Raw genomic sequence first — 21,446 nt, forward strand, 5'->3', positions numbered from 1 at the left:
CCGCCTCGCGGCACCGTTCGTCCGTATCACTGGCTGATACAGGCCACGGACGTTTCCCGATGTCACAGCAGCCCTCTAGCGTGCAGTACGCGCGGCTCGTCCGCGCGTACGAGCGGAGGGGGGCCGCGCGGCTCGGCCGTGCGGACGAGCGGAGGGGGGCCGCCATGGCCGAAGTACGCCCGGACGGGGATCCGGACGATCTGACCGGCCCCGAACGGCGCATGTGGGACGCCTTCCGGACCGGCAGCGTCTGCGATCTGAGCACCCGCACGGCCGAGCGGGACGATCCGCACGCCGACCGGGTGTGGGGACCCGAGCGCAGCGTGCGCGCGGCGGTGGTGGCCCTGCTGCTGCTCCACGGGCCGGACCCGGTGCGGGGCCGGGTGGCCTCGCTGAAGCTGCGCGGCGTGCGGATCACCGGCCGCCTCGACCTGTCCGGCGGCACGGTCACCCCGTACGTGGAGCTCCAGTCCTGCCGCTTCGACGGCGAGGTGCAGCTCTCGGAGACCCGCTTCGGCACGCTGCGCCTGGTCAACTGCGCGATACCCCGGCTGGACGCGGCCCGGCTGCAGACGGAGGGCGACCTGCACCTGCCGCGCTGCCGGGTGGCGCGCGGGATCCGGCTGACCGACGCGCAGATCGGCACCGACCTGCTGATCAGCGAGGCGGTGGTGCAGCGCGACAGCAAGGGGCGGGCGCTGGCCGCCGACGGGATGTCGGTCGCGCAGGACTTCCAGGGCGAGCTGCTGCGGACCTACGGAGAGGTGAGCCTGCGCGGCGCCAAGATCGGCGTGTCGATGAGCCTGCGCGGGGCCCGCCTGAGCAATCCGGCCGCGAAGCGGGCGCTGAACGCCCCGCAGCTCACCGTCGAGCGCACCCTCTACCTGACCTCCATCGCCCTGGACTACACCGCGGGCGACTCCACTCCCCCCTACGGGCAGGGCTACACCCCGCTGCGGGGCGAGCCCGCGCAGCACTTCGAGTGCCGGGGCGGCCTGCGGCTGGACGACGGCCGCTTCGGGGACGCCGTGGACTTCTACGGGGCCCGGTTCACCCTCACGGAGGACCAGGAGGTCTCGCTGCGCCGCATCCACACCCCGGAGCTGCGGTTCGTGGGCGAGCGACCGGAGCGGGGCCGGGTGGTGCTGTCGGGCTCGCAGGTGGTCAAGCTCGTGGACATGGCCACGAGCTGGCCGGCCCGCCCGGGCGGGCTGTCCATCGAGGGCTTCGGCTACGAGATCCTCGCGCCCCGGGGCCATTTCCCGCCGGCCCTGCGGCTGCAGTGGGTCGAGGCGGCCACCCCCGAGTACTCCCCGGAACCGTACGAGCGGCTCGCCGCGGTCCTGCGGGCCTCCGGGGAGGACGCGGACGCCCGCGAGGTGCTGATCGCCAAGCAGCGGCGTCGGCGGTCGACGCTGCCGCGGGCGCTGCGCGCGTGGGGGTACCTCCAGGACTGGACGGTGGTCTACGGCTACCGGCCGGGGCGGGCGGCGCTGTGGATGGCCGTGCTGTGGGCGGCCGGGGCGGTGCTCTTCGCGGTGCACGGGAAGCCGCCGCCGCTCAAGGCCGAGGAGCACCCGGACTGGAACCCGGTGCTGTTCGCGCTGGACCTGCTGCTCCCGGTGATCGACCTCGGCCAGCAGGACCAGTGGATTCTGCACGGCGCCTGGCAGTGGGGCACGGCGGCCCTGGTCATCCTGGGCTGGATCCTGGCCACGACCGTGGCGGCGGGAGCCTCCCGCGTCCTGAGGCGGGGGTGACGGTCCTCCGGCCGGGGCCACTACCCTGTGCCTCGTGACCACCGTTCGCCTGCCCCTCTTCCCGCTGAACTCGGTGCTGTTCCCGGGACTCGTGCTCCCGCTGAACATCTTCGAGGAGCGTTATCGCGCCATGATGCGCGAGCTGCTGAAGGCGGGAGAGGAAGAGCCCCGCCGTTTCGCGGTCGTCGCGATCCGCGACGGCCGCGAGGTCGCGCCGACCGCGCCCGGCCTGCCGGACCAGACGGCCGTGCCCGAGCGCGGCCCGGCCGCCGGTTTCGGCGCGGACCCGGTCCAGGCCTTCCACCGGGTGGGCTGCATCGCGGACGCGGCCTCGATCCGGGAGCGGGAGGACGGCAGCTTCGAGGTCATGGCCACCGGCACCGTCCGGGTCCGGCTGCTGTCCGTCGACGCGTCCGGCCCGTTCCTGGTGGCGGAGCTGGAGGAGCTCCCCGAGGACACGGGCGACGGCGCGGGCGCGCTGGCGGAGGGTGTGCTGCGGGCGTTCCGCACGTATCAGAAGCGGCTCGCGGGGGCCCGCGAACGGTCCCTGACCGGCATGGACCTCCCCGACGAGCCGTCGGTGGTCTCGTACCTGGTCGCCGCGGCCGCGGTGCTGGACATCCCGGCGAAGCAGCGGCTGCTCCAGGCCCCGGACACGGCGACCCGCCTCGCGGAGGAGCTGAAGCTGCTGCGCACCGAGACGGCCGTGATCCGCCATCTCCCCTCGCTCCCGGCCGTGGACCTCACCCGCGCCCCGACGAGCCCCAACTGACGAAGGACCCATGGCGAAGAAGAAGCCGGCGGGCACTCCGGCGATCGTGGCCCTGACGGCGGCCGGCGCCGAGTACACCGTGCACGCCTACGAGCACGACCCGGCCCACCCCTCCTACGGCGAGGAGGCCGCGCAGGCCCTGGGCGTCTCCCCCGCGCAGGTCTTCAAGACGCTCCTCGCCGACGTGGACGGCTCCCTCGTGGTCGCGGTGGTCCCGGTCTCGGGCAGCCTCGACCTGAAGGCCCTGGCCTCCGCGGTGGGCGGCAAGCGTGCGGCGATGGCCGATCCGGCGCTGGCCGAGCGCACCACGGGCTACGTCCTGGGCGGCATCTCCCCGCTGGGCCAGCGCAAGCGGCTCCCCACGGTCCTGGACGCCTCGGCCTCCGGCTTCCCCACCATCTGCGTCTCGGCGGGCCGCCGCGGCCTGGAGGTCGAACTCTCCCCGACCACCCTCGCCACCCTGACCGCGGCCACCCTGTCCCCGATCGCCCGCGCGTAGCGGCGGCGTGCCCTGCGGGGCTGTCCCCTACCCACCCTTCCACCGTTCCCCGGGCACTGCCCGGACCCGGTCCTCAAACGCCGGACGGGCTGGATTGTCCGGCTCCGCCGGAACAGTTCAGCCTCGCCGGCGTTTGAGGCGCGGGGTCTGGGGCGGAGCCCCAGGAGGGGTCCGGGCGCAGCCCGGGGAACGGGCTAAGGGCGGGTAGGGGACAGCCCCGCAGGGCGCGGCCCACCCGGCCCGGGTTACGGGCGCGGGGGCTCCGTGGCGGACGGGTCCGGGGCCGGGGCGGCGGAGGGCTCCGCGGGGGCCTGGTAGTACGCCGAAGGCCACATCGCGAGCTCCGGCGCCGGATCCCGCGTACCCCACAGCGCCGTCAGGCCGAGGTGGACGATGACGGCCGCCATCGGCCACCCGAGCAGCGCCCCGTGCGCGAGCAGCTCCAGCGGAGCGTCGAAGGGAACCCCCTTCCCCGCCTTCCGCGCGGCCGCCACCAGGTCCGAGGACGGGCCGAGCCACAGCCCCACGCGCCAGCCGACCAGCGCGGCGAAGACCGATCCGACCGCGAGCCCGACCACCTGCGCCGCACCCCCGCCCCGGCGCCACAGGAACACGCCCAGCGCGCTCAGCACGCCGAAGCCGACGGACAGCAGCAGGAAGGTCCCGTCCGCCCCGATGCGCGCTTCGCTCTCCGTGTCCCGGAGGAACACGGCCTCGCCGTTGGAGACGTACTGCACGCGCGGCGCGAGCCAGACCCACAGCAGCCCGAGGAGCACGCCGGCCACGCCGATCACGAGGGCGATGGCGGCCCCGTCGCGGATGTCGGACGGGGAGAAGGCGGGCTCCGGCGCGGACCCGGCCGGGGCTTGCGCGGAAGACGGCTCCGACGGCGGCTGGTCGGGCTTGTCATAGGGGGTCACGGCTTCGGTCACCCCCACATCGTGCCAGGAAGTGTTTGATTTAACGATCGGCCCCGGCGGGCGTCAGCGGACCGCGGCCCGCCGGTAGGCCCAGGTCGCGACGGTGAGGGACAGCACACCCACCCCCGCGCACACGCCGAGGTCGAGGAGGACCGCCGCCCAGTCCGGGTGCGGCTCGAAGGTGCGGGCGAAGGCCTCCACGCCGTACGTGGACGGCAGCAGGTCCCGCGCCCAGACGATGACGTCCGGCATCCGCTCGGGCGGCAGCACGCCCAGGAGCAGCGCCGCCGACATGCCGAGCTGCCCGGCCAGGGTGGCCAGCTCCTGGCGCGGCGCGAGCAGTCCCAGTGCCGCGCCGAGCCCGGCGAGCGCGGCCCCGGCCAGCGGCACCACGGCGGCCAGGATCCACAGTCCGCCCATCGGCAGCCCGAAGAGCACGCTGCCGAAGACCGCCGTCACCAGGGTGCCGGGCAGCGTGAAGGAGGCGTACGCGGCGGCGGCGCCCAGCACCACCGACGCGGGCGGCACCGGCAGGGTGGCGTAGTGGTCGAGCCCGCCGCTGGCCCGGAGCTGGCCGAAGTACTGCGCGAGCAGGTTCAGCGCGACGAAGGCGACGACCAGCACGGAGGAACCGGCGACGACGGCCCGCGCCTCGGAGCCCCCGTCGACCACGCCCCGCATCAGGATCATGATCCCGACGGACTGGAAGGTGGCCACGAACAGCAGCGGGATCCGCGAGACCCGCGCGCGGGACAGCTGGGCCCGGTAGACGGCGGCCAGCGCCGGGAGGAACCGGGCGCGGGGTGCCAGTACGCCCGGGGCGGTGACGGGTGCGGCCGCGGCCGTGGCGGCGTCCGTGGTGGCGGCGGTGGCGCTCATGCCTTCACCAGTCCCTTCGAGGTGCGTCCGCCCAGTGCGAGGTACACGTCCTCCAGGCTCGGCGTGGCCAGCGTGAAATCGTCGAGGGCGGCGAAGGCGGGGCCGCCGGTCACCGCGGCCACCGCGGCCCGCGCCTCGTCGGACCCGAGCCGCAGCACCCAGCGCCGCCCCGTCTCCACCGCGCGCTCGCGCAGCTCCGCGACCTCCGGAAAGCCGAGCGGAGCGGACTCGCGCCAGACCAGTTCGAGGCGGACCTCGCCGGACACCTCGGCCTTGAGCCCGGCCGGGGTGTCGCAGGCGATGACCCGGCCCTGGTCGATGACGGCGACCCGGTCGAGGACGGTCTCGGCCTCGATGACGTTGTGGGTGACCAGCAGCACGGTGGCGCCGGTCTGGGCGCGGCGGCGGTCGACGGCGGCCCAGACGGCCCGCCGGGCCACCGGGTCCATGCCGGTCGTGGGTTCGTCGAGCACCAGGACGGGCCGCTCCCCCACGAGTGCGGCGGCGAAGCAGGCGAGGCGCCGCTGCCCGCCGGAGAGCTTCTTCAGGGGGCGTCCGGCGATCCCGGTCAGGCCGAGCTCCTCCAGGACGGAGTCCCGGGCGGCCCGTGCCTCGCGCAGCCCGAGGCCCCGCAGCCGGCCGGTCGTCTCGGCGGCCAGCGAGACCGTGAGCTCGTCGAGGGCGGTGGATTCCTGCCCCAGGTAGGACAGCAGCCGGGCCGCCCGGTCGGGGTGGCGTACGAGGTCGTGGCCGAGCAGGTTCACCGAGCCGGAGTCGGGCCGCAGCAGACCGGTGAGCTGGCGGACCAGGGTCGATTTGCCGGCGCCGTTGGGGCCGAGCAGCCCGAAGATCTCGCCGCGCCGCACGTCCAGGGAGATGCCGTCGGTGGCACGGGTCTCGGGCAGGGCCGGGGCCCCGCGCCGTCCTCGTACCGCGGGATAGGTCTTGACCAGGTCGCGTACCGTGCAGACCACGTCGGGAGCCGGTCCCGCGGCTCCTGCCGTGCTGCTCCCGCGCGGCGATCCTGCCTGTGCTGTCCCCGTACTCACGAGGGAGCAGCCTACGGGGTTGTGGCCCCTACTCGGCTGCCGGGGCCGTCTGCGCCACTGTGACGGGGGCCGCACCGGGGGCTCCGGGAGCCCCCTGGGCGGCGGCCGCGGAGGCCGGGGATCCGGTTCCGGCCACGTGTTCGGCGGCCGCCCGTACGTCGATCTCGCGCCAGAATCCGGCCCGGATGGCGTACCGGTCGTGCTCGTCGATCTGGTCGTCCTTGTGCGCGAGGAGTCCGAACCGGGCGGCGTAGCGCAGCAGCTCCCCGTCGATCCGGTGCGGGATCCGCGGGTACATGGTGGCCAGTTTCTGGAGGTGCACGGTTTCCGGGAGCCGTTCCATCCAGCGCCGGGCGAACACCTGACCGACCTCGAAGGGGTCGCCGCCGACGGTGGTGATGTCCTCCTCGCGGTCGGCCCAGCGCTGTTCGGCGGAGGTGAGCTGGGCGAGGGTGGGCAGCGAGGCGGTCTCGGCGGGCTCGCCGAGCGGCCCGGCGCGGTCGACCCACCCCTTGTCGGAGGACCACCGCAGGGCGCTGCCGGCCGGCGCGGCGCCGAGGGCCTGGCCGGGGGCGGTGGCGGCGGGTCCGGGGGCGCGCAGGGCGCCCGCGAGGTCCTTCGGGGTGGGGACGGTCCTGCCGCCCGGGGCGCCGGCCGCGGTGGTGGCGGGCACGCCGCCCTCCTCGGGCTCCACGGGGGCCGCGGGCCGGGTTCCGTTGCCGTTGCCGCGGGCGGCCTCGGCGAGGGCGGCCTCGGGCAGCGGCGCGGAGAGGATGGCGGCGATCTCGGGGCGCGGGGCCGGGGCGGGGGCGCAGAGTCCGGTGAGGTCGCGGGCGCGGACGGCGCGGGTGATCCAGGTGCGGTCCAGGACGCGGCGTTCGTCGGCTTCGGCGACGAGGTCCTCGGACTGGTTGTAGTCCCCGTCGGCGGCCTGGACGGCCCACAGGTGGACGGCGACCCCGTGCTCCTTGGCGGACATCAGGCCGGGCAGCAGGTCGCCGTCGCCGGTGACGAGTACGACGTCCGAGCAGGCCCGGTTGCGGGCGAGCTCGGTGAGCTCGGCGTGCATGGCCGCGTCGACGCCCTTCTGGGCCCAGCGGCCGTCGCTGCGGGTCAGGGCGCCGAGGCGGACGGTGACCCGGGACATGACGCGCAGCCGCCGGTGTTCGGGCTGGGGCACCCGGTCGGGTGCGCCGTCGAACCAGTAGATCCGCAGGAGGGGCTGCTCGGTGTCGGCCTCGGCGCGCTCGCGCAGGCCCTGGATGAGGGCCGCATGGTCGACGGTGATCCGGGAGCGGGAGGGCTCTCCTGCGAGGAGGCTCGCGGCGGCGCCCAGCAGATAGCCGGCGTCCACCAGGACGACGCAGCGGTCCACGCGTACCACCCTCTTCCCTGGGGGTCCTCTGTGTCTTTCGCGGTTTCCCCGAGTCTGCCCGACGGCAACGGCCTTGACGGCCGGAACTCGATCATCGGCGTGGCGTATCTCCCGGAGTTCCCCGGCAGGAGCCCCGACTACGCGCGGTAATGATCCAAAATGCGCCGTTTACGGCCCTGTGTGAGTGTGAAGGCGGCCCTGGCCCCACAGGTCTTCTTCACACAATCCCCCACGGAGGCATCCCATGGCCAAGAACAAGAACCGCCAGCAGCCCGCCAAGTCACAGGACCGCTCGGCTTCGCAGGATCCGGCGAAGACCTCGATGGAGTCGTCGCCCGCGCCCTCGACCTCGGCGGCACCGAGCCCGCTGCAGATGGCCGGCAAGAAGAGGGAAAAGAAGTTCGGCCACAACTGACGCCTCCCCCGCATGCGGAAAGGCCCGCCCCTGTCGACGGGGGCGGGCCTTCCCGCGTACGGGGGCGGGGGTGCCGGAGGCTGCCGGGGCGTGCCTAGCCGGCCAGGCAGGACGGCCCGAGCAGCACCTTGAGGTCGCCGAAGAGCGCCGGGTCGGGCTTGACCCGGTGCTTGTCGAGCCGGAGCACGGTGGTGGTGCGCGGCCCCTGGAGCTTGATCCGGACCTCGCTGTTGCCGTGGTGGTGGCGCAGGATCTCGCCGAGCCGGGTCACCATCGGCGGGGTCACCTTGACGGTCGGGATGGTCAGGACGACGGGCGCGTTGGTGCCGGCGTTGGACAGGTCGGGAACCATCATCTCCATCGCGACCAGCCGGGGGACGTCCTCGCGCTTGTCGAGGCGGCCCTTGACGAAGACGACGGTGTCCTCGACCAGCTGGGTGGAGACGAGCTGGTAGGTCGCGGGGAAGAACATGCACTCGATGGAGCCGGCCAGGTCCTCGACGGTGGCGATGGCCCAGGCGTTGCCCTGCTTGGTCATCTTGCGCTGGAGGCCCGAGATGATGCCGCCGATGGTGACGACGGCGCCGTCGGAGTGCTCGCCGCCGGTGAGCTGGGAGATGCCCGCGTCGGTCTTGTCGGAGAGCACGTGCTCCAGGCCGAAGAGCGGGTGGTCGGAGACGTAGAGGCCGAGCATCTCGCGCTCCTGGGCGAGCAGGTAGGACTTCTCCCACTCGACGTCGGAGAACTCCACGTCGAGACCGAAGCCGGGCTCGTCGCTCGCGCCCTCGTCACCCATTCCGCCGAAGAGGTCGAACTGGCCCTCGGCCTCCTTGCGCTTGACGGCGACCACGTTGTCGATCATCGGCTCGTGGTGGGCGACCAGGCCCTTGCGGGTGTGGCCCATCTCGTCGAAGGCGCCGGCCTTGATCAGGGACTCGACCGTGCGCTTGTTGCAGACGACGGCTTCGACCTTGTCCAGGAAGTCGGGGAAGGTGGAGTACTTCCCCTTGGCCTTCCTGCTCTTGATGATCGACTCGACGACGTTCTGGCCGACGTTGCGCACGGCGGTGAGGCCGAAGAGGATCACGTCGTCGCCCTGGGCGGCGAAGTTCGCCTCCGACTCGTTCACGTTCGGCGGGAGCACCTTGATGCCCATCCGGCGGCACTCGTTCAGGTAGATCGCGGACTTGTCCTTGTCGTCCTTGACCGAGGTGAGCAGGCCCGCCATGTACTCGGCCGGGAAATTGGCCTTGAGGTAGGCGGTCCAGTAGGAGACCAGGCCGTACGCGGCCGAGTGGGCCTTGTTGAAGGCGTAGCCGGCGAAGGGGACCAGGACGTCCCACAGCGCCTTGATCGCCTGGTCGCTGAAGCCCTTCTCCTTCGCGCCCGCCTCGAAGATGACGAAGTTCTTCGCCAGTTCCTCGGGCTTCTTCTTGCCCATCACGCGGCGCAGGATGTCGGCCTCGCCGAGCGAGTACCCGGCGATGATCTGGGCGGCCTTCTGCACCTGCTCCTGGTACACGATGAGGCCGTAGGTGACGCCGAGGATCTCCTTGAGGGGCTCCTCCAGCTCCGGGTGGATCGGGGTGATCTCCTGCTGCTTGTTCTTGCGCAGGGCGTAGTTCGTGTGCGAGTTCATGCCCATCGGGCCCGGCCGGTACAGGGCCGAGACGGCGGAGATGTCCTCGAAGTTGTCGGGCTTCATCAGGCGCAGCAGGGACCGCATGGGCCCGCCGTCGAACTGGAAGACGCCGAGGGTGTCACCGCGGCCGAGCAGTTCGAAGGTCTTGGGGTCGTCGAGCGGCAGGCCGAGGAGGTCGAGGTCGATCCCCTTGTTGGCCTTCACCATCTTGACGGCGTCGTCCATGATCGTGAGGTTGCGCAGGCCCAGGAAGTCCATCTTGATCAGGCCGAGCGACTCGCACTGGGGGTAGTCCCACTGCGTGATGGTCACGCCGTCCGTGTGCCGCACCCAGATCGGGGCGTGGTCGACGATCGGCTCGCTGGACATGATCACGCCGGCGGCGTGCACGCCCATCTGGCGGACCAGGCCCTCGACGCCGCGCGCGGTGTCGATGACCTTCTTGACGTCCGGCTCGTTCTCGTACATCGAGCGGATCTCGCCGGCCTCGCCGTAGCGCGGGTGCGAGGGGTCGGTGATGCCGTTGAGGTCGATGCCCTTGCCGAGGACGTCGGCGGGCATCGCCTTGGTGAGCCGGTCGCCCATGGCGTACGGGTAGCCGAGGACGCGGGCGGAGTCCTTGATGGCGTTCTTCGCCTTGATCTTTCCGTACGTGCCGATCATGGCGACCTTGTCGTCGCCGTACTTGTCGGTCACGTACCGGATCACTTCGACGCGCCTGCGCTCGTCGAAGTCGATGTCGACATCGGGCATGGAGACGCGCTCGGGGTTCAGGAACCGCTCGAAGATCAGACCGTGGGTGATGGGGTCGAGGTCGGTGATGCCCATGGCGTACGCGACGATCGAACCGGCGGCGGAGCCACGGCCCGGGCCCACCGCGATGCCCTGGTTCTTGGCCCACATGATGAAGTCGGCGACGACGAGGAAGTAGCCGGGGAACCCCATCTGGATGATGACGTCCAGCTCGTACTCGGCCTGCCGCTGGCGGTCCTCGGGGACGCCTCCGGGGTAGCGGCGGGCCATGCCGCGCCGCACTTCCTCGCGGAACCAGGTGATCTCGGTGTAGCCCTCTTCGGGGATCTCGAACTTCGGCATGAGGTTCTTGGCCTCGAACATGCCGGTGGTGTCGATCTGCTCGGCCACCAGGAGGGTGTTGGCACAGCCCTCCTGCCAGGCGTCCGAGGAGTCGACCGCGTACATCTCGTCCGTGGACTTGAGGTAGTAGCCGGTGCCGTCGAAGCGGAAGCGGTCCGGGTCCGAGAGGTTCTTGCCGGTCTGGATGCAGAGCAGGGCGTCGTGTGCGGTGGCCTCGTGCGCGTACGTGTAGTGCGAGTCGTTCGTCACCAGCGGCGGGATGCCGAGCTTCTTGCCGATCTCCAGCAGCCCGTCACGGACCCGGCGCTCGATCTCGATGCCGTGGTCCATCAGCTCCAGGAAGTAGCGCCCCTCGCCGAAGATGTCCTTGTAGTCGGAGGCGGCCTGCACGGCCTCGTCGAACTGGCCGAGCCGCAGCCTGGTCTGCACCTCGCCGGAGGGGCAGCCCGTGGAGGCGATCAGCCCCTCCGACCACTGGGAGATCGTCTCCTTGTCCATGCGCGGCCACTTGGTCAGCCAGCCCTCGGCGTACGCGTCGGAGGACAGCCGGAAGAGGTTGTGCAGCCCGGTGGAGTTCGCCGCCCAGATCGTCTTGTGGGTGTAACCGCCGGAACCGGACACGTCGTCGCGCTTCTGGTGGGGCTGGCCCCACTGGATGCGCCGCTTGTTGCGCCGGGACTCCGGGGCGACGTACGCCTCGATGCCGATGATCGGCGTCACACCGGCCTTCTTCGCCGTGTGGAAGAAGTCATAGGCGCCGTGCAGGTTGCCGTGGTCGGACATCGCGATGTGCGTCATGCCCATCTCGTTGCACGCGTTGAACATGTCCTTCAGCCGCGCGGCACCGTCCAGCAGGGAGTACTGGGTGTGGACGTGCAGGTGCGTGAACGGCGTCTTGGTCACGGTGGGGGCCTCCGGGCGGGAGAGAGGGGGCGGCAGCAATGAATCCTACGTGGCCGCGGTGACAGATCACGGGCACTGGCGGGTACGGTCATGCGTTGCACAACCCAACGACAGTGTCCGAAATGCGATCCACCCCGCGCCACCAGGAGGCACCCCCCATGGCGGTTCCCGAGACGACCGACGAGCAGCGCGCCGAGCAGATACTCGACGTGTTCGGCACCGCCTTCGGCGAGCTGATCACCGCCGACCCGGCGGCCTTCCGCGTCAAGTTCCGCAAGATGGCGGCCTCGGCCTTCGCCTTCTACCGGGGCACGGCCTGCCTCTTCTACGCCGACCTGGAGCACGAGCGGCACGGCGGCCCGTACCTGGACGAGCGCACCGGCCGGGTGTGGATCCACGGCGATCTGCACGCCGAGAACTTCGGCACCTACATGAACGCCCAGGGCCGGCTGGTCTTCAACGTCAACGACTTCGACGAGGCCTACGTCGGCCCCTTCACCTGGGACCTGAAGCGGTTCTCCGCCTCCGTCGCCCTGCTCGGCTACACCAAGGCGCTCAGCGACGACCAGATCAGCGAGCTGGTACGGATCTACGCGGCCGCCTACCGGGAGCGCATCCACGCGCTGGCCACCGGCGCCAAGAACGACGAGGTGCCTGCCTTCACCTTGGACACCGCCGACGGCCCCCTCCTGGAGGCCCTGCGCGCCGCCCGCCGCCGCACCCGTTTCTCGCTGCTCGACTCGATGACCGAGATCCGTGACTTCGAGCGCCGCTTCTCCCCCGGCCCGGGGACCGTCGAGCTGGACGCGGCCACCCGGTACAAGGTGCTCGCCGCCTTCGACGGGTACCTGGAGACGCTGCCCGACGAGTCCCTGGTCCGCCCGGACTCCTACCGGGTCAAGGACGTGGTGGGCCGCCGGGGCGTCGGGATCGGCTCGGCCGGCCTCCCCTCGTACAACATCCTGCTGGAGGGGCACAGCGACGCCCTGGAGAACGACGTCGTGATCTACCTCAAGCAGGCCCAGACCCCGGCCGTGTCCCGGCACGTCACCGACCGGTCGGTGCGCGAGTACTTCCTCCACGAGGGCCACCGCACCGTGATCTCCCAGCGGGCCCTGCAGGCGCACGCCGACCCGTGGCTCGGCTGGACCGAGCTGGACGGGGCCGGCCAGCTCGTCGCGGAGGTCTCCCCGTACGCGGTGGACCTGGACTGGTCGGACCTGGACGACCCGGAGGAGATCGCGGCCGTGGTCGCCGACCTGGGCCGGGCCACGGCGACCATGCACGGCGCCGCGGACGAGCAGGAGAGCGGCCAGACGCTGGTCCCGTTCTCCACCGAGCGGGCCATCGACGCGGCCATCGCCTCCGACGAGGAGGGCTTCGCGGACCTGCTGGTGGACTTCGCCCACGCCTACGGCGCCCGGGCCCGCGCCGACCACCAGATCTTCGTCGACCTCTTCCGCAACGGCCGGATCCTGGCCTAGGCCGGGACCGAGGTCCCGTCCTCACAGGGACTCATGGCACACTCGCGACGATGGACATATCCGGGGTGGGTCTCCGAGGGCTGCGGGCCGCGCTGTTCAGCGCGGTCGTCGTGCTGCTCTCGACCGGCTCGCACGTCCTGCTGTCCCGGGTACCGCTGCCTCCCGCCCTGGTGGGAGGCGCCTTCGCCGCCGTGTTCGCGATCGCCTTCGCGCTGGCGGGACGCGAGCGGGGCCTCGGCCGCATCGCCGGGCTGCTCGTCCCGCTGGAGCTGGCCGCCGACACCGTCCTGACCGCCGGCCAGCACCTCTGCTACGGCCCCGCGGGCGGTCCCGTCTCGGGTCCGCTGCGCGCCATGGGGCTCGCCGACCTCTGCGGCGGCGCCCCGGTGGGCGGGGCGCTGGCCGAGGTGGGCGGGCCCGCCGACCCGGCCGCGCTGCTGGCCGCACCCGGGCCGTGGGCCCCCTGGCTGCTGCTGGGCGCGCACGTATCGGTCGGACTGCTCGCCTCCCTGTGGCTGTACCGCGGGGAGCAGGCGCTCGGCCGGCTGCTCGGCGCGGCGTCCGCGTTCGCCTTCCGGCCGCTGCGGATGGCCGCGGCCCGCGCGGCGCGGGCCCACGCTCCGGTGCGCCGCTCACCGCTCTCGGTGGTGCGGAGCACGGTGGCCCGTACCCGTTTCCCCGTGCACTCCGTGGGACGGCGGGGACCTCCTCGCGCACACGGCGCGTTCACTCGCGCCTGACGCACGAGGACAGTCCCCCCTTACAGCCGGCTCCACCACGGAGCCACACCCCACGGAGTAGACGATGAGCGCACGCAACAGCCAGGCGAACAAGGCGGCGGCCCGCGAGAGGCTTCGCATCGAGCGCGAGCAGCAGGCCAAGAAGGCCAAGGTCCGCCGGCAGGTGTTCGTGGCGGGCGGCGTGGTGGCCGCCCTCGCCCTGGCCGGGGGCGTCGGTTACGCCGTCGTCCAGTCCGGCCAGCCGAGCGCCTGGGAGAAGGCCGCCGACGCGCCCCTGGTCGCGCCGAAGAACACCTCGGGCGACAACGGCACGACGGTGGTCATCGGAAAGGCCGACGCCAAGAAGACCCTGGAACTGTACGAGGACTCGCGCTGCCCGGTCTGCGCGAGCTTCGAGCAGGCGGTCGGCCCGCAGCTCAAGACGGACCTCGACGCCGGCAAGTACAAGATCCAGTACGTCGGCGCCACCTTCCTGGACAAGGGCTTCCCCGGCACCGGCTCGAAGAACGCCCTGAGCGCGCTGGGCGCGGCCCTCAACGTCAGCCCCGAGGCGTTCCTGGAGTACAAGACGGCCCTCTACTCCGCGGCGAACCACCCGGAGGAGAAGGACGACAAGTTCGCCAAGGACGCCACCCTGCTGACGATCGCGGACCAGGTTCCGGCGCTCAAGGGCAACGCCGAGTTCAAGAAGGCGGTCGAGGACGGCACCTACGACCGGTGGGCGCTGGAGATGTCCAAGACCTTCGACAAGAGCGGCGTGACGGGCACTCCGACGCTGAAGATGGACGGCAAGAAGATCGACCCGCTGCCGCAGACGCCCGAGGCGTTCACCGCGGCGATCGACAAGGCCATCGCCGGCTGACCCCTCCCCCTCTCGCGCAGCACCCCGACGGACGGGCGAACTCCCAGAGTTCGCCCGTCCGTTGCTTTCACGGGTCTGGTCCGGAGCGAGTACCCGTCGGTAATATGATCATCCGTGACCAGTCAACTCTCCCCTTCCGCCCCGGAATCGGCGACCGCGCCGGCTCCCCGCCGCCGTACGGTCGTCCTGGCCGCGGCAGCCACGGCGGCACTCGTCCCGATCGCCGCGCTGGGCGCCGAAGCAGCCCACGCCGCCACCGGCGAAGACGTCCCCTCCTTCCTGCACGGCGTCGCCTCGGGCGACCCGCTCCCCGACGGGGTCCTGCTGTGGACCCGCGTCACCCCGACCGCCGGCGCCGTACCGGGCTCCGGCGCGGGCCCCGCCGTCGCGGTGGGCTGGGAGGTCGCCGAGGACAAGGCCTTCTCCCGGATCGTCGCGAGCGGCACCGTCACCGCGAGCGCCGCCTCCGACCACACCGTCAAGGCCGACGTACGGGGCCTGCGGCCGCAGACGGCCTACTGGTACCGGTTCACCGCCGGCGCCGTCGTCTCCCCGGCCGGGCGCACCCGCACCGCCCCGGCCGCCGGCACCGCGCCCGCCGGCGTCCGCTTCGGCGTGGTCTCCTGCGCCAACTGGGAGGCCGGCTACTTCTCCGCCTACCGCCACCTGGCCGCGCGGGCCGACCTGGACGCCGTACTGCACCTGGGCGACTACATCTACGAGTACAAGAGCGGCGGCTACCCCGAGGCGAAGTACGTCGTACGGCAGCACGAGCCGCTGCACGAGATCCTCACCCTGGCCGACTACCGCACCCGGCACGGCAAGTACAAGACCGACCCCGACCTGCAGGCCCTGCACCAGGCCCACCCGGTCATCGCGATCTGGGACGACCACGAGATCGCCAACGACACCTGGTCCGGCGGCGCGGAGAACCACGACCCCGCCACCGAGGGCTCCTTCGCGGCCCGCGCGGCCGCCGCCCGGCAGGCGTACTTCGAGTGGATGCCGGTGCGCACCTCCACCGAGGGCACCGTCTACCGGCGCCTGCAGTTCGGCACCCTCGCCGACCTGCACCTGCTGGACCTGCGGACCTTCCGTTCGCAGCAGGCGGGCATCGGCAGCGGTGCGGTGGACGACCCGGCGCGCACCATCACCGGGCGCGCCCAGCTGGACTGGCTGAAGGCCGGGCTGGCCGGCTCGCAGGCCACCTGGAAGCTGGTGGGCACCTCGGTGATGATCTCGCCGGTGGCCTTCGGCTCACTGCCGGCGCACCTGCTGGGGCCCCTGACCGAGCTGCTCGGGCTGCCCGCGGGCGGCCTCGCGATCAGCGTGGACCAGTGGGACGGGTACACGGACGACCGCCGGGAGCTGCTGGGCCACCTGACGGACCGTTCCGTCCGCAACACGGTCTTCCTGACCGGTGACATCCACATGGCCTGGGCGAACGACGTCCCGGTGACGGCGGCCACCTACCCGTGGTCGCGGTCGGCGGGCGTGGAGTTCGTGGTGACGTCGGTGACCTCCGACAACATCGACGACCTGCTGCACGTGCCGGCCGACACGGTCTCGCTGGTCGCGGAAACGGCCATCAAGGCCGCCAACCGGCACGTGAAGTGGCTGGACATGGACGCCCACGGGTACGGCGTGCTGGACGTGACGGCCGAGCGTTCGCAGATGGACTACTACGTGGTCTCGGACAAGCGCCGCCAGGACGCCACGGCCGCCTGGGCGCGCTCGTACCGCACGCTGAACGGGACCCAGAAGGTCGAGCGGGCGGACCAGCCGGTGCGCTGACACTCCGTCGGATTTCCTGTTAGGAGGGGCGCCTGGCGTAGACCAGGCGCCCCTTCGTCATCAGAAGCAACAAATCTTTTACGTAGACCACTTGACCTGTTTCTGACATGCGCACGTAAGATTCCCGCCAGCTGAGGAGATCCCTCCCGCTCGACCCCCCACTCGCGAGGAGCACACGTGCGCGCTGTCGCCCGCATATCCCCCCTTCTTCGCCGCCGCCTGATGGGTGCCGCCGTACTCACGGGCACCCTGGCCTTCACCCCGCTCGCCGCCCCCACCGTCGTGTCCGCCGCACCCAAGACCGGCGCCGAGGTGTGCGCCGAGGACGCGTCCGGCGCTGCGGCCAACGCCCGCGTGGCGCGCCCGAAGGACCAGCACGCGGCCGAGCCCAACGAGCTCACCGACGCCCAGGCCAAGGCCATGGACGCCGACCTCAAGGCGAAGCTGGACCAGATCTCGAAGGCCCCCCGCAGCCTGACCGCGGCCGACGCCGTCATCACCATCCCCGTGTACGTGCACGTCATCACGTCCGGCAGCGCCGGCAACCTGACGGCCGCACAGATCAACAGCCAGATCGCGGTCCTGAACGCCGCCTACGCGGGCCAGGGCACCGGAAACGTCAACTCCGGCTTCCAGTTCTCCCTCGCCGGGACCGACTACACCAACAACTCGACCTGGTACAACGTCTCGGACGGCACCACCGCCGAGAAGAACATGAAGAACGCCCTGCGCAAGGGCGGCAAGAACGCGCTGAACCTCTACACCGCCAACCTCGGCGGCGGCCTGCTCGGCTGGGCCACCTTCCCCAGCTCCTACGCCTCCAAGCCCAAGATGGACGGCGTGGTCATCCTCAACACCTCCATCCCCGGCGGCTCGGCCACCAACTACAACCAGGGCGACACCGCCACCCACGAGGTCGGCCACTGGCTCGGGCTCTACCACACCTTCCAGGGCGGCTGCTCGGGCAGCGGCGACGGGGTCTCCGACACCCCGGCGGAGAAGAGCGCGGCCTTCGAGTGCCCGACCGGCCGTGACACCTGCACGGCTGCCGGAGCCGACCCGATCCACAACTTCATGGACTACACGTACGACTCGTGCATGTACCAGTTCACCGCGGGCCAGGTGACCCGCATGAAGAGCATGTGGACGTCCTACCGCGGCTGAGGCCCCGGCACCCTGACGCACCCATGACGATGGGGCCCCGCATGCGCGGGGCCCCATCGTCATGTACTGCGGCTACAGACCGTCGAGGAAGGCCAGGGCGACCGCCCAGGCCTGCTCCGCCGCCTCGGCGTCGTAGTCGTCCAGCCCCGGGTCGGTGAACAGGTGCCCGGCCCCCGGATAGCCGTGGACCTCCACGTCCGCCCCGGCCTTGCGCATCCGCAGGTACCAGGCCGTCAGCCAGTCGTGCGGCTCGAAGGGGTCCGGATCGGCGATGTGCAGCTGCACCGGCAGCTCGTCGACGTACGCGCCCTCCTCCAGGTCGGCCGTCCCGTGCAGGAGCAGCAGCCCGCGCGCCTTCTCGTCGGCGAGCGCCAGGTGCTGGGCGATCGAGCCGCCGAAGGAGAAGCCCGCGTAGACCAGGCCCTGGTCGGAGTAGGGGGCCGAGGCCAGTACCGCCCGCTTGAGCAGCTCGTCACGGCCGATCTCGTCCCGGTGGGCCATGCCCTCCTCGACGGTCTCGAAGGTGCGTCCCTCGAAGAGGTCCGGCACCTGGACCTGGTGCCCGGCCGCGCGCAGCCGGTCGGCCGCCTCCAGCACGGCGGGCCGCAGCCCGTAGGTCGAATGGAAAAGCATGATGTTCATGCCCCCATCGTGCCAGTTTCGGGCGACCCCCTCCGGTTACGTTGACCTGCATGGACACGGACTCCCTTCTGCGCCCGGTCGCGGCCGTCGCCGGCACCCTGGCCGTCACCCTGCTCGCGGGCTGGGTGCTGGACCGGCTGCTCCGCCGGGCCGACGCCCGGCACAGCGAGACCCCGCTGTGGGGTCTGCTGCGCCGCTGCCGCCCGCCGTTCCTGCTGGTCCTGGCCGCCTCCCTGCTGCAGGCGGTGCGCCGGCGCGCGGACGGTCCCGGGCACGCGCTGACCCTGATCCTGATCGCCGCGGCCGCGTGGCTGCTGATCCGCATCACGACCGCCGTCGTGGACTCCACGTACGCCCGCTACGCGGCCGACGCCTCCGACCAGGCCAGGGTCCGCCGGGTCCGCACCCAGGTCACGCTGATCCAGCGGGTGGTCACGGCCGTGGTGATCGTGGTGGCCCTCGGCGGAATGCTCCTCACCTTCCCCGAGATGCGGGCGGTCGGCACCTCGATGCTGGCCTCGGCGGGCGTGCTCGGCATCGTGGCGGGCATCGCGGCGCAGGCCGCCCTGGGCAACCTGTTCGCAGGACTCCAGATCGCCTTCGGCGACACCGTCCGGATCGGCGACACGGTGGTGGTGGACAAGGAGTGGGGCACGGTCGAGGAGATCACCCTCACCTTCCTCACCGTCCGCACCTGGGACGAGCGCCGGATCACCATGCCGGTCGCGTACTTCACCAGCAAGCCCTACGAGAACTGGTCGCGCGGTGGCGCGCAGATGACGGGCACCGTGTTCTGGCACCTGGACCACAGCGCCCCGCTGGAGCTGATGCGCGAGCAGCTCCAGCGGATCCTGCAGGACATCCCGGAATGGGACGGCCGCACCGGCTCCCTGGCCGTCACGGACACCACCCCGCAGACGATCCTGGTCCGCGCGGTGGTCACCGCGAAGGACGGCGACGCCGTCTGGACCGTCCGCTGCGCGGTCCGAGAACGCCTGATCACCTGGCTGCACACCCATCACCCCTACGCCCTCCCCCACATCGCCACAACGGAGGCCCCCCTCCCACCCACCGCCTGAACACCGGGGCACGAGCGCAGCAAATCCAGCCGTCCGGCGTTTGAGGACCGGGGTCTGGGGCGGAGCCCCAGGGGGGTCCGGGCGCAGCCCGGTACCCCCTCCAGCCCGTCCGGCGCTTGAGGACCGGGGTCCGGGCAGCGCCCGGGGAACGGTGGAAGGGCGGGTAGGGGACTCCGCCCCGCAGGGCCGGGTCCGGGTCCGGGCCGGGTCCGGGTCCGGGCCGGGTCCGGGTCCGGGGCCACGCTCAGCCCCGGGCGGCGAAGGTCAGCCGGAACACCGCGCCCCCGCCGGGGGCGGCCTCCGCCACGAGCTCCGCCCCGTGCGCCCGCGCAATCTGCCGCGCCATCGCCAACCCCAGCCCCGACCCCGGCAGGGCCCGCGCCGCCCCCGCCCGGTAGAACCGGTCGAAGACGTACGGCAGGTCCGCGTCCGAGATCCCGGGCCCGTGGTCCCGTACGGTCACCTCCGCGCCACCACCCCGGACCGCCACGCCGACCTCCACCTCCGCCCCCGCCGGGCTGAACTTCGCCGCGTTGTCCAGCAGGTTCCCCAGCAGCCGGCTGAGTCGCGCCGGCACCCCCGCCACCACCACGGCCTCCTCCGGCGACGGCGACGGCGACGCCGACGGCCCCCGCACCCGGAACGCCACCCCGGGCCAGTGCGCCCGCGCGGCCCCGACGCAGTACTCCACCAGCGGAGCCAGCCGCACCTGTTCCACCAGCAGCTGCGGTTCCTCGTCGCGGGCCAGCTCGATCAGGTCGTTGACCAGCCCGGTCACCTCCCGCAGCTGCCGCCCGAGCGCCAGCGATGCCCGTTCCCGCTGCTCCGCCGTCAGCCGGTCCCCGCGAGCGAGCAGCTCCGCGTTGGTCCGCAGCGCCGTCAGCGGGGTCCGCAGCTCGTGCGAGGCGTCCGCGACGAGCCTGCGCTGGGCGGTGACGGACTGCTCCAGCTCCCCCAGCATGGTGTTGAAGCTCCCCGCCAGCCGGGTGATCTCGTCTTCGCGGCCGCGCCCTGCTTCCGGCAGTTCGATCCGGTGCCTCGGGTCCCGGGTGGCGGCGATCCGCTCGGCTGTGGCGGTGAGCCGGGTGACGGGCGCCAGCCCGGTCCGCGAGACCCAGTAGCCGAGCAGCGCGGCCAGCAGCACCCCGGCGACGGCCGTGCCGGCGAGGCTGCGGGCGGCCCGGTCGATGCCGCTCTCCACCGAGTCGGAGCGTACGGCGACCTGGAGGGCACGGCCCTTGAGGAAGTCAGTGGTCAGCATCCTCGCCGGATGCCCCTCGACGACGATGTCCGTGTAGAAGGGGGCCCGCTCCCGCTCGGCCACCTGCCGGGCGGCCTGTGTCACGGGCATCCGGTAAGCCTCCTGCTTGCCGGCCGGGTCCTTCCGCGGGTCGGGCGGCACGATCTGGACGCAGGCGGGTGCTGCGAGGTACTGGCAGGTCCAGGCGGCGGTCCCCGGCGGGGAGTCCCCGTACTGCTTCGCGGCGAGCCGGGCGGCCTGGTCCAGGCTCAGGTCGAGCTGCTGGTAGAGCGCGGCCCGCCCCTCCAGGAAGGCGGCCGTGCACACGCCGAGCGCCACGAAGGCCACGGCGGCGGTGACGGACAGCGCGAGCCGGGTCCGCAGCGGCCGCCTGCGCCGCCACCCGCTCACGCGGTGTCCAGCCGGTAGCCGACCCCGTGCACGGTGTGTACGAGCCGGGGCTCGCCGTCGGCCTCCAGTTTGCGGCGCAGGTATCCGACGTAGACGGCCAGGGAGTTGGAGTCCGGCCCGAAGTCCCGGCCCCACACCAGTTCCAGGACGAGTTCGCGCGGCAGTACCTGTCCGGGGTGGCGCAGGAGCAGTTCGAGCAGCGCCGACTCGGTGCGGCTGAACTCCAGCGGCCGTTCCCCGCGCCGCCCGGTGCGGGTGGCGGGGTCGAGCACGAGGTCCCCGTACCCGAGGAGCGCCCGCCCTCCGGCCGGATCGTCGGGGGCGGCCCGCCGCAGGAGGGCCCGTACCCGGGCCACGAGCTCGTCGAGCGCGAACGGTTTGACCAGGTAGTCGTCGGCGCCCGCCTCCAGCCCGTCGACGCGGTCGCTCACCGCGTCCAGGGCCGTGAGGACGAGCACGGGCGTCCGGTCCCCCACCGCGCGCAGCCGCCGGCAGACCGCGAGCCCGTCCAGCACCGGCATCATCACGTCGAGCACCACCGCGTCCGGCTCCCACAGCGCCACCTCGGACAGCGCGGCCAGCCCGTCGGCCGCACCGCGCACCTCGTACCCCTCGACGGCGAGCCCGTCCTCGACGGCCGCCCGCACCTCGGGCTCGTCGTCCACCACCAGAATCCGCTGCATACCGCAAAGCCTCCCAAATGCTCGGGGAGTACCTCTTA

General features: G+C 72.3%; 18 protein-coding genes. 10 read left to right on the forward strand and 8 right to left on the reverse strand.

Going from position 1 to position 21,446, the window contains the following annotated elements:
• The first annotated feature begins 164 nt into the window (after positions 1-164).
• From ACZ60J_RS14105 to ybaK, 3 genes are read left to right on the forward strand one after another with little or no spacing between them, the layout of a single operon-like run.
• Positions 165-1,760, forward strand: coding sequence for an oxidoreductase (locus ACZ60J_RS14105; RefSeq protein WP_469681759.1), 1,596 nt, complete (start codon positions 165-167; stop codon positions 1,758-1,760).
• A gap of 34 nt (positions 1,761-1,794) precedes the next feature.
• Complete coding sequence (locus ACZ60J_RS14110) at positions 1,795-2,532, forward strand: LON peptidase substrate-binding domain-containing protein (protein ID WP_469681760.1); 738 nt, start codon at positions 1,795-1,797, stop codon at positions 2,530-2,532.
• Between the two features lie 10 nt (positions 2,533-2,542).
• A complete protein-coding gene (gene ybaK / locus ACZ60J_RS14115; RefSeq protein WP_469681762.1) occupies positions 2,543-3,031 on the forward strand; it encodes a Cys-tRNA(Pro) deacylase in 489 nt (162 codons plus the stop codon).
• Positions 3,032-3,276: 245 nt separating this feature from the next.
• Here the strand turns inward: ybaK and ACZ60J_RS14120 are convergent, their stop codons facing one another.
• The 4 genes from ACZ60J_RS14120 to ACZ60J_RS14135 all read right to left on the reverse strand — a co-directional run bounded on the left by ACZ60J_RS14120 (position 3,277) and on the right by ACZ60J_RS14135 (position 7,254).
• Positions 3,277-3,963, reverse strand: coding sequence for a hypothetical protein (locus ACZ60J_RS14120; protein WP_469681764.1), 687 nt, complete (start codon positions 3,961-3,963; stop codon positions 3,277-3,279).
• A 51-nt stretch (positions 3,964-4,014) separates the two neighbouring features.
• Positions 4,015-4,830, reverse strand: a complete 816-nt coding sequence (locus tag ACZ60J_RS14125; protein WP_469681766.1) for an ABC transporter permease — start codon at positions 4,828-4,830, stop codon at positions 4,015-4,017.
• Positions 4,827-5,804: an ABC transporter ATP-binding protein gene (locus ACZ60J_RS14130; protein WP_469682420.1), complete on the reverse strand. Its 978-nt coding sequence runs from the start codon at positions 5,802-5,804 to the stop codon at positions 4,827-4,829. The genes ACZ60J_RS14125 and ACZ60J_RS14130 overlap by 4 nt, the downstream gene beginning before the upstream one ends.
• 103 nt (positions 5,805-5,907) lie before the next feature.
• Positions 5,908-7,254, reverse strand: a complete 1,347-nt coding sequence (locus tag ACZ60J_RS14135) for an NYN domain-containing protein (protein ID WP_469681768.1) — start codon at positions 7,252-7,254, stop codon at positions 5,908-5,910.
• A gap of 244 nt (positions 7,255-7,498) precedes the next feature.
• On the opposite strand from ACZ60J_RS14135, the gene ACZ60J_RS14140 reads away from it, so the two are divergent.
• The gene (locus ACZ60J_RS14140) at positions 7,499-7,669 is read left to right on the forward strand and encodes a hypothetical protein (protein WP_250743777.1); all 171 of its coding nucleotides are present in this window, start codon (positions 7,499-7,501) and stop codon (positions 7,667-7,669) included.
• 94 nt (positions 7,670-7,763) lie between these two features.
• Here the strand turns inward: ACZ60J_RS14140 and dnaE are convergent, their stop codons facing one another.
• Positions 7,764-11,309, reverse strand: a complete 3,546-nt coding sequence (dnaE, locus tag ACZ60J_RS14145; RefSeq protein WP_469681770.1) for a DNA polymerase III subunit alpha — start codon at positions 11,307-11,309, stop codon at positions 7,764-7,766.
• A gap of 158 nt (positions 11,310-11,467) precedes the next feature.
• Between dnaE and ACZ60J_RS14150 the strand changes: the two genes are divergently transcribed.
• From ACZ60J_RS14150 to ACZ60J_RS14170, 5 genes are all read left to right on the forward strand, one after another.
• Complete coding sequence (locus ACZ60J_RS14150; RefSeq protein WP_469681772.1) at positions 11,468-12,793, forward strand: DUF2252 domain-containing protein; 1,326 nt, start codon at positions 11,468-11,470, stop codon at positions 12,791-12,793.
• A gap of 50 nt (positions 12,794-12,843) precedes the next feature.
• A complete protein-coding gene (locus ACZ60J_RS14155; RefSeq protein ID WP_469681774.1) occupies positions 12,844-13,533 on the forward strand; it encodes a hypothetical protein in 690 nt (229 codons plus the stop codon).
• 64 nt (positions 13,534-13,597) lie between these two features.
• Positions 13,598-14,395: a DsbA family protein gene (locus tag ACZ60J_RS14160; protein ID WP_469681776.1), complete on the forward strand. Its 798-nt coding sequence runs from the start codon at positions 13,598-13,600 to the stop codon at positions 14,393-14,395.
• A gap of 114 nt (positions 14,396-14,509) precedes the next feature.
• Positions 14,510-16,189 carry an alkaline phosphatase D family protein gene (locus ACZ60J_RS14165; RefSeq protein ID WP_469681778.1) on the forward strand — a complete coding sequence of 560 codons (1,680 nt, stop codon included), beginning with the start codon at positions 14,510-14,512 and terminating at the stop codon, positions 16,187-16,189.
• 222 nt (positions 16,190-16,411) lie between these two features.
• Entirely contained in the window at positions 16,412-17,353 is a 942-nt protein-coding gene (locus ACZ60J_RS14170; RefSeq protein ID WP_469682422.1) for a zinc metalloprotease, read from the forward strand.
• Positions 17,354-17,425: 72 nt separating this feature from the next.
• Here ACZ60J_RS14170 and ACZ60J_RS14175 read toward each other — a convergent pair whose 3' ends face one another.
• Positions 17,426-17,995: a dienelactone hydrolase family protein gene (locus ACZ60J_RS14175; RefSeq protein ID WP_469681779.1), complete on the reverse strand. Its 570-nt coding sequence runs from the start codon at positions 17,993-17,995 to the stop codon at positions 17,426-17,428.
• A gap of 50 nt (positions 17,996-18,045) precedes the next feature.
• Here ACZ60J_RS14175 and ACZ60J_RS14180 point away from each other — a divergent pair, with 50 nt between their 5' ends.
• Positions 18,046-19,074, forward strand: a complete 1,029-nt coding sequence (locus ACZ60J_RS14180) for a mechanosensitive ion channel family protein (RefSeq protein ID WP_469681781.1) — start codon at positions 18,046-18,048, stop codon at positions 19,072-19,074.
• Between the two features lie 244 nt (positions 19,075-19,318).
• Here ACZ60J_RS14180 and ACZ60J_RS14185 read toward each other — a convergent pair whose 3' ends face one another.
• Together ACZ60J_RS14185 and ACZ60J_RS14190 are read right to left on the reverse strand one after the other, a co-directional pair.
• Positions 19,319-20,725 (reverse strand): sensor histidine kinase, encoded by a 1,407-nt coding sequence (locus ACZ60J_RS14185; RefSeq protein WP_469681783.1) that lies wholly within the window; start codon positions 20,723-20,725, stop codon positions 19,319-19,321.
• Positions 20,722-21,408, reverse strand: coding sequence for a response regulator transcription factor (locus tag ACZ60J_RS14190; protein WP_469681785.1), 687 nt, complete (start codon positions 21,406-21,408; stop codon positions 20,722-20,724). The genes ACZ60J_RS14185 and ACZ60J_RS14190 overlap by 4 nt, the downstream gene beginning before the upstream one ends.
• Positions 21,409-21,446: the final 38 nt, after the last annotated feature.

It is taken from the genome of Streptomyces sp. NPDC104226, assembly GCF_055584085.1.